The organism is Enterobacter hormaechei subsp. xiangfangensis, assembly GCF_001729785.1.
Lineage (GTDB): Bacteria > Pseudomonadota > Gammaproteobacteria > Enterobacterales > Enterobacteriaceae > Enterobacter > Enterobacter hormaechei_C.
The window spans coordinates 383,618-395,831 of the sequence record NZ_CP017183.1; the positions used below are offsets into that span (position 1 = coordinate 383,618).

Here is a 12,214-nt window from a genome sequence, read left to right on the forward strand (position 1 = left end):
TCTCAACGAGTGAACACGTAATTCATTACGAAGTTTAATTCATTGAGCATCAAACTTTTAAATTGAAGAGTTTGATCATGGCTCAGATTGAACGCTGGCGGCAGGCCTAACACATGCAAGTCGAACGGTAACAGGAAGCAGCTTGCTGCTTCGCTGACGAGTGGCGGACGGGTGAGTAATGTCTGGGAAACTGCCTGATGGAGGGGGATAACTACTGGAAACGGTAGCTAATACCGCATAACGTCGCAAGACCAAAGAGGGGGACCTTCGGGCCTCTTGCCATCGGATGTGCCCAGATGGGATTAGCTAGTAGGTGGGGTAACGGCTCACCTAGGCGACGATCCCTAGCTGGTCTGAGAGGATGACCAGCCACACTGGAACTGAGACACGGTCCAGACTCCTACGGGAGGCAGCAGTGGGGAATATTGCACAATGGGCGCAAGCCTGATGCAGCCATGCCGCGTGTATGAAGAAGGCCTTCGGGTTGTAAAGTACTTTCAGCGGGGAGGAAGGCGATAAGGTTAATAACCTTGTCGATTGACGTTACCCGCAGAAGAAGCACCGGCTAACTCCGTGCCAGCAGCCGCGGTAATACGGAGGGTGCAAGCGTTAATCGGAATTACTGGGCGTAAAGCGCACGCAGGCGGTCTGTCAAGTCGGATGTGAAATCCCCGGGCTCAACCTGGGAACTGCATTCGAAACTGGCAGGCTAGAGTCTTGTAGAGGGGGGTAGAATTCCAGGTGTAGCGGTGAAATGCGTAGAGATCTGGAGGAATACCGGTGGCGAAGGCGGCCCCCTGGACAAAGACTGACGCTCAGGTGCGAAAGCGTGGGGAGCAAACAGGATTAGATACCCTGGTAGTCCACGCCGTAAACGATGTCGACTTGGAGGTTGTGCCCTTGAGGCGTGGCTTCCGGAGCTAACGCGTTAAGTCGACCGCCTGGGGAGTACGGCCGCAAGGTTAAAACTCAAATGAATTGACGGGGGCCCGCACAAGCGGTGGAGCATGTGGTTTAATTCGATGCAACGCGAAGAACCTTACCTACTCTTGACATCCAGAGAACTTTCCAGAGATGGATTGGTGCCTTCGGGAACTCTGAGACAGGTGCTGCATGGCTGTCGTCAGCTCGTGTTGTGAAATGTTGGGTTAAGTCCCGCAACGAGCGCAACCCTTATCCTTTGTTGCCAGCGGTTAGGCCGGGAACTCAAAGGAGACTGCCAGTGATAAACTGGAGGAAGGTGGGGATGACGTCAAGTCATCATGGCCCTTACGAGTAGGGCTACACACGTGCTACAATGGCGCATACAAAGAGAAGCGACCTCGCGAGAGCAAGCGGACCTCATAAAGTGCGTCGTAGTCCGGATTGGAGTCTGCAACTCGACTCCATGAAGTCGGAATCGCTAGTAATCGTGGATCAGAATGCCACGGTGAATACGTTCCCGGGCCTTGTACACACCGCCCGTCACACCATGGGAGTGGGTTGCAAAAGAAGTAGGTAGCTTAACCTTCGGGAGGGCGCTTACCACTTTGTGATTCATGACTGGGGTGAAGTCGTAACAAGGTAACCGTAGGGGAACCTGCGGTTGGATCACCTCCTTACCTTAAAGAACCTGCCTTTGTAGTGCTCACACAGATTGTCTGATGAATGATGAACTTCTGAATGTACTTTTTGAGTGCATTAAGAAGTTTTGCTCTTTAAAAATCTGGATCAAGCTGAAAATTGAAACGACACATAGCTCATGTGTGTTCGAGTCTCTCAAATTTTCGCAACCATGAAGTGAAACATCTTCGGGTTGTGAGGTTAAGCGACTAAGCGTACACGGTGGATGCCCTGGCAGTCAGAGGCGATGAAGGACGTGCTAATCTGCGAAAAGCGCCGGCGAGGTGATATGAACCCTTGACCCGGCGATGTCCGAATGGGGAAACCCAGTGTGTTCCGACACACTATCGTTAACTGAATACATAGGTTAACGAGGCGAACCGGGGGAACTGAAACATCTAAGTACCCCGAGGAAAAGAAATCAACCGAGATTCCCCCAGTAGCGGCGAGCGAACGGGGAGCAGCCCGGAGTCTGAATCAGCTTGTGTGTTAGTGGAACGGTCTGGAAAGTCCGACGGTACAGGGTGATAGTCCCGTACACGAAAACACACTTGCTGTGAACTCGAAGAGTAGGGCGGGACACGTGGTATCCTGTCTGAATATGGGGGGACCATCCTCCAAGGCTAAATACTCCTGACTGACCGATAGTGAACCAGTACCGTGAGGGAAAGGCGAAAAGAACCCCGGCGAGGGGAGTGAAAAAGAACCTGAAACCGTGTACGTACAAGCAGTGGGAGCACCTTCGGGTGTGACTGCGTACCTTTTGTATAATGGGTCAGCGACTTATATTCTGTAGCAAGGTTAACCGTATAGGGGAGCCGAAGGGAAACCGAGTCTTAACTGGGCGTTAAGTTGCAGGGTATAGACCCGAAACCCGGTGATCTAGCCATGGGCAGGTTGAAGGTTGGGTAACACTAACTGGAGGACCGAACCGACTAATGTTGAAAAATTAGCGGATGACCTGTGGCTGGGGGTGAAAGGCCAATCAAACCGGGAGATAGCTGGTTCTCCCCGAAAGCTATTTAGGTAGCGCCTCGTGAACTCATCTTCGGGGGTAGAGCACTGTTTCGGCTAGGGGGCCATCCCGGCTTACCAACCCGATGCAAACTACGAATACCGAAGAATGTTATCACGGGAGACACACGGCGGGTGCTAACGTCCGTCGTGAAGAGGGAAACAACCCAGACCGCCAGCTAAGGTCCCAAAGTCATGGTTAAGTGGGAAACGATGTGGGAAGGCACAGACAGCCAGGATGTTGGCTTAGAAGCAGCCATCATTTAAAGAAAGCGTAATAGCTCACTGGTCGAGTCGGCCTGCGCGGAAGATGTAACGGGGCTAAACCATGCACCGAAGCTGCGGCAGCGACACTATGTGTTGTTGGGTAGGGGAGCGTTCTGTAAGCCGTTGAAGGTGTGCTGTGAGGCATGCTGGAGGTATCAGAAGTGCGAATGCTGACATAAGTAACGATAAAGCGGGTGAAAAGCCCGCTCGCCGGAAGACCAAGGGTTCCTGTCCAACGTTAATCGGGGCAGGGTGAGTCGACCCCTAAGGCGAGGCCGAAAGGCGTAGTCGATGGGAAACAGGTTAATATTCCTGTACTTGGTGTTACTGCGAAGGGGGGACGGAGAAGGCTATGTCAGCCGGGCGACGGTTGTCCCGGTTTAAGCATGTAGGCGGAGGTTCCAGGTAAATCCGGTACCTTGTTAACGCTGAGGTGTGATGACGAGGCACTACGGTGCTGAAGTGATAAATGCCCTGCTTCCAGGAAAAGCCTCTAAGCATCAGGTAACACGAAATCGTACCCCAAACCGACACAGGTGGTCAGGTAGAGAATACCAAGGCGCTTGAGAGAACTCGGGTGAAGGAACTAGGCAAAATGGTGCCGTAACTTCGGGAGAAGGCACGCTGATATGTAGGTGAAGTCCCTGCGGACGGAGCTGAAATCAGTCGAAGATACCAGCTGGCTGCAACTGTTTATTAAAAACACAGCACTGTGCAAACACGAAAGTGGACGTATACGGTGTGACGCCTGCCCGGTGCCGGAAGGTTAATTGATGGGGTTAGCGGCAACGCGAAGCTCTTGATCGAAGCCCCGGTAAACGGCGGCCGTAACTATAACGGTCCTAAGGTAGCGAAATTCCTTGTCGGGTAAGTTCCGACCTGCACGAATGGCGTAATGATGGCCAGGCTGTCTCCACCCGAGACTCAGTGAAATTGAACTCGCTGTGAAGATGCAGTGTACCCGCGGCAAGACGGAAAGACCCCGTGAACCTTTACTATAGCTTGACACTGAACACTGGTCCTTGATGTGTAGGATAGGTGGGAGGCTTTGAAGCGTGGACGCCAGTCTGCGTGGAGCCATCCTTGAAATACCACCCTTTAATGGCTGGTGTTCTAACGTAGACCCGTGATCCGGGTTGCGGACAGTGTCTGGTGGGTAGTTTGACTGGGGCGGTCTCCTCCCAAAGAGTAACGGAGGAGCACGAAGGTTGGCTAATCCTGGTCGGACATCAGGAGGTTAGTGCAATGGCATAAGCCAGCTTGACTGCGAGCGTGACGGCGCGAGCAGGTGCGAAAGCAGGTCATAGTGATCCGGTGGTTCTGAATGGAAGGGCCATCGCTCAACGGATAAAAGGTACTCCGGGGATAACAGGCTGATACCGCCCAAGAGTTCATATCGACGGCGGTGTTTGGCACCTCGATGTCGGCTCATCACATCCTGGGGCTGAAGTAGGTCCCAAGGGTATGGCTGTTCGCCATTTAAAGTGGTACGCGAGCTGGGTTTAGAACGTCGTGAGACAGTTCGGTCCCTATCTGCCGTGGGCGCTGGAGAATTGAGGGGGGCTGCTCCTAGTACGAGAGGACCGGAGTGGACGCATCACTGGTGTTCGGGTTGTCATGCCAATGGCACTGCCCGGTAGCTAAATGCGGAAGAGATAAGTGCTGAAAGCATCTAAGCACGAAACTTGCCCCGAGATGAGTTCTCCCTGAGACCTTGAGTCTCCTGAAGGAACGTTGAAGACGACGACGTTGATAGGTCGGGTGTGTAAGCGCAGCGATGCGTTGAGCTAACCGATACTAATGAACCGTGAGGCTTAACCTTACAACGCCGAAGGTGTTTTGGCGAAGAGACAGAATTTTCAGCTTAGATTCAGAGTCCGAAGGATTTTGCGCTGAGACAAGGCGGCAAACGAAGGAAAGGAAGGAGCATACTGAGGTATGTGACTGACTTTACGAGAGCAGCCAACGCAGTATCAGTGCGAAAGACACAGGACAGAGCACAAGAATTTGCCTGGCGGCTGTAGCGCGGTGGTCCCACCTGACCCCATGCCGAACTCAGAAGTGAAACGCCGTAGCGCCGATGGTAGTGTGGGGTCTCCCCATGTGAGAGTAGGGAACTGCCAGGCATCAAACAAGTGAAGAGGCCATCCGCAAGGATGGCTTTTTTGCGTTTGTTTGCAGAAAAACGGCAGGCCGTAAGGCGAAGCCGCCATCCGGCAACTCAGAGCGCACTATCCACATTCAAACGACGCAATTGCCGCTGATGGAAACGCCCAAGGATCAGCACCGTCGTTAACGCACCAAGCAGCGCGCAAAACATATCAGACTGGGTATCCCATGGATCGCCCTGCGTCCCCAGAAAATCATCCGCACCCTGTCCCATCGCCAAAGCAGCCCACCACTCAATGAGTTCATAGGTGGCGCTAATGGCCAGAGCAACACAGCACACCAGAAACCCCGTCATCTTATGTCCACGAACATACCCACCGCGCAGCAGAATTTCTCGCGCTGCCAGTGCGGGAACCAGCCCCTGGAAGAAGTGACCGAGCTTGTCATACGGATTTCGGCTAAGCCCGAGCATCTCCTGAACCTCAAAACCAACCGGAACCTTTGCGTAGGTGTACATTCCACCAACCATCAGAATGATGGCGTGGAAGAAAACCAGAGTATAGAGAAGGGGAGTCAAAGGGTATCGCCGGTGTGTGGCAAGCAGAAGTGGGATGATGATAATGACGGGCGTCACCTCCATCAACCAGGTGACGCGATCGCTCGTGAACAGGCCGGTATAAAACAGGATCATCAGCAGGAGCAGTGACCCGGCTTTTAAAGCAGATAAGGTCATATCATTTTCATTGTCAGGAAAAAAAATCACTATTACCTGACAGAAGGGAAAATTCAATGCGTAGCGGGGACAGAAAAGCAAAAACCCAGCCATAGGCTGGGTTCTTTAAATAGTGGTGCCCGGACTCGGAATCGAACCAAGGACACGGGGATTTTCAATCCCCTGCTCTACCGACTGAGCTATCCGGGCAACGGAGCGCATTAAACCGCAATCGCGCGCGATCGTCAACATTATTTCGGGAAAAGCTGTTCAACTGCTTAAGTTTGCGGCAATCTGTCCGTTTGTGCCCTGGAATTGCACTAATCTTCCAGACAGTTCAGGCAAGATGTGACAATCCATTGATACGTCAGGTAATGAGCTGGGCGGGTGTGCTGTGGCTTTCCTGGATGAGCTGGCAGCTGTTTAGCGCCCCGGCCGCGAATCTCTCCTCCAGAAGTCACGTCCGATTTACCGCGCGGGCGGCGGCGTTACTACAGGTTGTAAACCCAAAAACATGGATGATGGCGCTGGCAGTTGTCAGCCTGTTTGCTCCGGCAAGCGACCATGCATTACGGGATATTACGCTGATGGCGCTATGGTTTCTGGCGATCTCCGTGGTCTGTTTGTTGTGCTGGGCGTGGCTGGGGAAGGCGGTGAACCGGATTTTCCGCACCACCGTGGCGATGGTGCGATTTCAGCGCGCGATGGCGCTGTGTTTGTTTATTTCCGCCTGGATGGGAATGCTGGCTTAGGTCAGTGCACCACCCATACGACACTGCGCGAACCGCAAAATATCTTCCGCCAGACGGTGCGCCGTATCCACATCCGCCTGGCTACGGTTCACCAGCATGCGGCTCAGGCAACCTTCCAGCACCAGCTCCATCTGCTTCGCGACCATTGCCGGATCATCCACTTCAAGTGTGGTCAGCAGCTCATGTGTGAACTCGTGCGCGGCTCGTTTTTGCTGATCTGCCAGTTGATGGATGGGGTGCCCAGGATCCGGATAGTAGGTGCAGGCGGCGATAAACAGACAACCTGGGTAACGGTTGTTGGTAACACACTCCGTCAGTGCGGTATAGCGCGCCAGCAGCTTTTGCTCGGTGGTCAGTTCTTCATTCAGCATCAGCTGCCTGCGCCAGATATCCACCTGCTGGCTGAGATAGCGCAGGGCATCGTACAGCAGCGCCTCTTTATCCGGCCAGAAGCGCCTAAGTTCATCCAGAGGGTAATCGATACGGTCGGCGACCATCTCAAGCGTGGTGCTGGCGATCCCTTGAATCTCAAGCAATTGCAGGGCTTGTCCCAGTACGTCTTCGCGTTGCACGGTTATCTCCTCCGCTATTCCCAACGGTTTGTCCCGTCTAAAGTGTTGTTTACGGTTGGCGATTGCGCAAATGCGCGTTGAATGCCGTCGCGTCCATAAACCCGGTTACACGCTGCGTCGGCTGTTCTTCCCCCTGTTCATTGAAGAACAGGATGGTAGGCAACCCGAGCACGTTAAGTTGCTTCAGCAGAGCCTTATCCTGCGTGCTGTTGACGGTAACGTTCGCCTGGAGCAGAACGGTATCGCTCAGCGCATGTTGTACCTGCGGATCGCTGAAGGTGTATTTTTCAAACTCTTTGCAGGCCACGCACCAGTCGGCATAGAGATCGAGCATGACCGGTTTGCCTTTCGCCTGCGCCAGGGCGTGGTTAAGGTCATCTACGTTTTTAATCTGTATAAAATTCAGATGAGCCTGCGTTTGACCTGCCGGGGTGCCAAACGCCCAGTCCTGTAGCGGACGGACGCTCACCAGCGCGGCCGCCAGCAGAAGGATCTGTAGCAGGCGCATCCACGGTTTCTTCGCCCCCAGACTCACGATAAACGCCCAGCTGAAGAAGGCCACGCCGAGCATCGCCCAAAGACGTGTACCCCACACATCACCGATGATGCGCTCCAGCAGAAATACCGGCAGCGCCAGAATGACAAAACCAAACGCGGTTTTCACCGTCTCCATCCACGGGCCGCTTTTCGGCAGCAGACGATTGCCAAACACCGTCACCAGGATCAGCGGCAGGCCCATGCCGAGCGCGTAGAGGTACAGCGTGCCGCCGCCGAGCCACAGGTTGCCGCTCTGAGCAATGTATAACAGAATGGCGCTCAGCGGCGCAGTGGTGCAGGGGGAGCAAATCAGCCCGGCGATGGCACCCATGGCGAACACGCCGCCCGCAGAGCCACCCTGCTGACGGTTGCTCATCAGCGTCAGACGGGTTTGCAGGGAAGAGGGCAGTTGCAGGGTGAACAGGCCAAACATCGACAGCGCCAGCAGAATAAACACCGCTGACAGTCCGATAAGCACATAAGGATGCTGAAGGGCGGCCTGGAACTGCAACCCGGCAGCGGCGACCACTAGGCCGAGCGCCGTATAGGTTAACGCCATGCCCTGTACATAGATAAAGGCCAGCAACAGCGCACGGGCGGTGGAAAGGCGTTGTTTACCGCCCAGCACGATGCCAGAGATAAGCGGGTACATAGGCAGTACGCAGGGCGTAAAGGCGATGCCGATACCAATCAATAACGCCCAAAGTGCTGAGAACGGAAGGTCTGAAGTGGCTTCGCCTGCGCCTTCACCCTTCATCCTGGCCCTCTTCCCTGATGGGAGAGGGGAGGCAGCGCCTTTCACTTCGCTAAGCGGAACGACCTTTGTTTCAGGTGGGTAACAGAATCCGGCGTCTGCGCAGCCCTGATAGGTGACCGTTAATGTGGCACCTTTATCGGCATGGTTCACCGTGACGGGCACGCTTAAGCGCTGGCGATAAATTTCACTCTTACCGTAGAACTCGTCCTCGTGCCACACGCCAGCGGGCATCTGCAATGCGCCGACGTTCGCCTTTGTCGGCGTGATGCTGACCTGCTTGCGATAGAGGTAGTAACCCTCTTTCACCTGCCAGGTGAGACTGAGATCGTGCTGGTTTTGCTGAAAGTCGAAAACGAATGCCTGGTCGGCAGGAATAAAGTTCGAACGGCCGGGTGCGTCAAACAACCCGGCAAAAACTGACGTGCTGCACAGCAGCAGGATCAGCGTAATGAAGCGTTGAGCCATGAGAGATAATCGTTATCGCCGTGGACCACTGGCAGCACCAGCAGCTCCGGGGTTTGGTATGGATGATGAGACTTGAGGCAGTCGAGGAGAGCCTGCTGGTTTGTCAGGTTGGTTTTGAGCAACATCTGGACTTCGTACTCTTGCTCCAGCTTGCCTTCCCAGTAATAAAGGGAGGTGGCGCCGGGAAGAAGCGTGACACAGGCAGCCAGTTTTTCGGCCAGCACTTTGGCGGCCAGATCCTGGGCAGAAGCTTCATCAGGGGCGGTGCACAGTACAACAACAGCATCAGGCGTGTTCACAAGTCGACCTCCTCATCACGAAAGTCTTCACTATATCACGCAAGGCGGTTGGTCATTAATGAAACGGGCCGCAGAGCGGCCCGTTTTTAACTATTTTTACAACGGCTAATCGTTTACAGCACAATGCCGCCGATGATAAAGCCGAGGATCACGCAGAGCGTAATCGCCACCACGCCCGGGATGAGGAACGCGTGGTTAAACACGTACTTACCAATACGGGTTGAGCCGGTGTCATCCATCTCAACTGCGGCCAGCAGGGTTGGGTAGGTTGGCAGCACGAACAGGGCGGAAACCGCTGCAAAAGAGGCAATCGCCGTCAGCGGCGTCACGCCCAGCATCAGTGCCGCAGGCATCAGCGCTTTGGTGGTCGCAGCCTGGGAGTACAGCAGCGTCGCGGCAAAGAACAGCACTACTGCCAGCAGCCACGGATAGTTGTGCAGCAGGTCGCCTGCAACGGTCTGGATATCGCTGATGTGCGCTTTCACAAAGGTATCACCGAGCCACGCCACGCCCAGCACGCACACGCAGGCGCTCATACCGGATTTGAAGGTGCTGGCGTTCAGCACTTCGCTGGTGTCGATTTTACAGGTGATGCTGATCAGCGTCGCGATGGTCAGCATAAACACCACAATGGCTTCGTTACGCGGCAGAACCGGGTTCTGGATCAGACCTACCGTGTCGCTGATGGCGGTCGCGTAGAACATCACGGCGACGATACCAATCAGAAACAGCAGCACGGAGCGTTTTGCATGCGGCTTCAGCTCGAAGACCTGGCTACCGCGCAGGCTCACTTCACCTTTTGCCAGACGCTCCTGGTAAACCGGATCGTCTTTCAGCTCGGCACCGAGGAAGTTACACAGCACGGCAGTGATCATTACCGCAATCAGCGTGACCGGAATACAGATTGCCAGCAGCGTCAGGTAACTTACGCCCATTGGCTCAAGGATGCCCGCGAAGAAGACCACCGCCGCGGAAATAGGCGAGGCGGTAATCGCAATCTGGGAGGCGACCACGGCAATAGAAAGAGGGCGAGACGGGCGAATACCCTGCTCTTTCGCCACTTCGGTGATGACCGGCAGCGTGGAGAAGGCAGTATGGCCAGTACCGGCGAGAATGGTCATAAACCAGGTCACCAGCGGGGCAAGGAAGGTGATGTATTTCGGATGGCGACGCAGCATACGCTCCGCCAGGCTCACCAGGTAGTCCATACCGCCAGCGACCTGCATGGCCGCGATAGCAGCAATAACCGCCATGATGATTTCGATAACGTCAAAAGGGATTGCGCCGGGTTTAATCTGAAAGATCAGGGTAAGTACAAGCACTCCGAGACCGCCAGCAAAACCGATGCCGATTCCCCCGAGTCGTGCGCCCAAATAAATCGCCAACAGGACGATGACGAGTTCTGCTCCAAACATAAAGACCTGCCTTGCTCATTAACAAGTTGATATTGAATTGTTGTGTTTTGGTAACGCCCATAAAGAAAAAAGGCACGTCACAAGTGACGTGCCTTTCGGAAGCTTAGCCTGAACGGTTACTGTTCGCTTTCATCGGTATATCGTTTCGCTTTATATGCCGGGTGCATCAGGTTCTGGGCGGAGAAGATATCGTCCAGTTCGGCTTCGGTCAACAATCCTCGCTCGAGAACCACCTCACGTACGCTCTTACCGGTTTCGGCACAAATCTTCCCGACGATATCGCCGTTGTGGTGGCCGATGAAGGGGTTGAGGTAGGTGACGATGCCGATGGAGTTATAGACGTAGCCTTCACACACTTCTTTATTCGCGGTGATGCCGTTAATGCATTTTTCCAGCAGGTTGTAGCAGGCGTTGGTCAGAATATGGATAGATTCAAACATCGCCTGGCCAATCACTGGCTCCATCACGTTCAGCTGGAGCTGACCGGCTTCGGAGGCCATGGTGACGGTCGTATCGTTACCAATCACCTTGAAGCAAACCTGGTTCACCACTTCTGGCACCACCGGGTTCACTTTAGCTGGCATGATGGATGAACCCGCCTGCAACTCTGGCAGGTTGATTTCATTCAGGCCAGCGCGCGGACCGGAGGAGAGCAGGCGTAGGTCGTTACAGATTTTGGACAGTTTCACCGCCAGACGTTTCAGGGCGCTGTGCACCATCACATAGGCGCCGCAGTCTGAGGTAGCTTCAATCAGGTCTTCCGCAGGCACAACCGGCAGGTTGGACACTTCAGCCAGCTTCTGTACCGCCAGTTGCTGATAGCCATCTGGCGTGTTCAGGCGTGTACCGATGGCGGTTGCGCCCAGGTTCACTTCCAGCAGCAGTTCGGACGTACGCAGCAGGTTTTTCGTCTCTTCGTTCAGCAGCACGTTAAACGCGTGGAATTCCTGTCCGAGGGTCATTGGCACCGCGTCCTGCAACTGGGTACGGCCCATTTTCAGGATGTCCTGGAACTCAACGGCTTTACGCTGGAAGCCATCGCCCAGCTGATTAATCGCGTCGACCAGTTTGACGACAGAGGCATACACCGCGATGCGAAAGCCGGTTGGGTAGGCGTCGTTGGTGGATTGACATTTGTTAACGTGGTCGTTCGGGTTCAGGTACTGGTATTCACCTTTCTGATGACCCATCAGCTCCAGGCCGATGTTTGCCAGCACTTCGTTGGTGTTCATGTTGACAGAGGTGCCCGCGCCGCCCTGATAGACGTCGACCGGGAACTGATCCATGCATTTGCCGTTGTTCAGCACTTCATCGCACGCGGCGATAATCGCATTTGCAGCGCTTTTAGGAATGGTTTGCAGCTCTTTGTTCGCCAGAGCCGCGGCTTTTTTTACCATCACCATGCCACGCACAAATTCAGGGATGTCGCTGATTTTGCTGTTGCTGATGTAGAAGTTTTCAATCGCTCTCAGAGTGTGAACACCATAGTAGGCATCCGCTGGAACTTCCCTGGTACCCAACAAATCTTCTTCGATACGAATGTTGTTTAACATGTGAACCTTCTTTTCAAGCTGCCGATGGATTGTACTAAACACACAGTATATATGTGGTTTTGAATATTTTATGACCGACGATTATTCCCTCAATCGGCCAGATGTTCGAGATCATATGCTGATGATAGCGAATTGCCGTAAGCTGGATCACTTATTATCG

General features: G+C 54.1%; 7 protein-coding genes, 1 tRNA gene and 3 rRNA genes. 4 read left to right on the top strand and 7 right to left on the bottom strand.

The window, feature by feature from the left end; all coding sequences use genetic code 11:
- The first annotated feature begins 59 nt into the window (after positions 1–59).
- From BFV63_RS01845 to rrf, 3 genes are all read left to right on the top strand, one after another.
- Positions 60–1,601, top strand: a 16S ribosomal RNA gene (locus BFV63_RS01845).
- A gap of 200 nt (positions 1,602–1,801) precedes the next feature.
- Positions 1,802–4,705: ribosomal RNA gene (locus BFV63_RS01850) — 23S ribosomal RNA — on the top strand.
- A gap of 188 nt (positions 4,706–4,893) precedes the next feature.
- Positions 4,894–5,009, top strand: a 5S ribosomal RNA gene (gene rrf / locus BFV63_RS01855).
- The 16S, 23S and 5S rRNA genes sit together here, the layout of an rRNA operon.
- Positions 5,010–5,104: 95 nt before the next feature.
- Here the strand turns inward: rrf and BFV63_RS01860 are convergent.
- Together BFV63_RS01860 and BFV63_RS01865 are read right to left on the bottom strand one after the other, a co-directional pair.
- Positions 5,105–5,725, bottom strand: coding sequence for a DUF2238 domain-containing protein (locus BFV63_RS01860; RefSeq protein WP_032608268.1), 621 nt, complete (start codon positions 5,723–5,725; stop codon positions 5,105–5,107).
- A 113-nt stretch (positions 5,726–5,838) separates the two neighbouring features.
- Positions 5,839–5,914, bottom strand: a tRNA-Phe gene (locus BFV63_RS01865).
- A 164-nt stretch (positions 5,915–6,078) separates the two neighbouring features.
- Between BFV63_RS01865 and BFV63_RS01870 the strand changes: the two genes are divergently transcribed.
- A complete protein-coding gene (locus BFV63_RS01870) occupies positions 6,079–6,456 on the top strand; it encodes a LysE family translocator (RefSeq protein ID WP_071957440.1) in 378 nt (125 codons plus the stop codon).
- On the opposite strand, the gene BFV63_RS01875 is transcribed toward BFV63_RS01870, so the two are convergent.
- The 5 genes from BFV63_RS01875 to aspA all read right to left on the bottom strand — a co-directional run bounded on the left by BFV63_RS01875 (position 6,453) and on the right by aspA (position 12,054).
- Entirely contained in the window at positions 6,453–7,028 is a 576-nt protein-coding gene (locus tag BFV63_RS01875; RefSeq protein ID WP_003855905.1) for a transcriptional regulator, read from the bottom strand. The genes BFV63_RS01870 and BFV63_RS01875 overlap by 4 nt on opposite strands.
- Before the next feature lie 49 nt (positions 7,029–7,077).
- Entirely contained in the window at positions 7,078–8,787 is a 1,710-nt protein-coding gene (locus BFV63_RS01880; RefSeq protein ID WP_048241521.1) for a protein-disulfide reductase DsbD, read from the bottom strand.
- On the bottom strand, positions 8,763–9,086 hold the full coding sequence (gene cutA / locus BFV63_RS01885; RefSeq protein ID WP_003855908.1) for a divalent cation tolerance protein CutA: 324 nt from the start codon (positions 9,084–9,086) through the stop codon (positions 8,763–8,765). The genes BFV63_RS01880 and cutA overlap by 25 nt, the downstream gene beginning before the upstream one ends.
- A gap of 113 nt (positions 9,087–9,199) precedes the next feature.
- Positions 9,200–10,501 (bottom strand): anaerobic C4-dicarboxylate transporter, encoded by a 1,302-nt coding sequence (locus BFV63_RS01890; protein ID WP_003855921.1) that lies wholly within the window; start codon positions 10,499–10,501, stop codon positions 9,200–9,202.
- Positions 10,502–10,617: 116 nt separating this feature from the next.
- Positions 10,618–12,054, bottom strand: a complete 1,437-nt coding sequence (gene aspA, locus BFV63_RS01895; RefSeq protein WP_003855923.1) for an aspartate ammonia-lyase — start codon at positions 12,052–12,054, stop codon at positions 10,618–10,620.
- Between the last annotated feature and the right edge of the window lie 160 nt (positions 12,055–12,214).

Coding starts and splice junctions, on each gene's coding strand:
- BFV63_RS01860 (WP_032608268.1), bottom strand. CDS start 5,725: ATGACCTTATCTGCTTTAAAAGCCGGGTCACTGCTCCTGCTGATGATC.
- BFV63_RS01870 (WP_071957440.1), top strand. CDS start 6,079: ATGAGCTGGGCGGGTGTGCTGTGGCTTTCCTGGATGAGCTGGCAGCTG.
- BFV63_RS01880 (WP_048241521.1), bottom strand. CDS start 8,787: ATGGCTCAACGCTTCATTACGCTGATCCTGCTGCTGTGCAGCACGTCA.
- BFV63_RS01890 (WP_003855921.1), bottom strand. CDS start 10,501: ATGTTTGGAGCAGAACTCGTCATCGTCCTGTTGGCGATTTATTTGGGC.
- aspA (WP_003855923.1), bottom strand. CDS start 12,054: ATGTTAAACAACATTCGTATCGAAGAAGATTTGTTGGGTACCAGGGAA.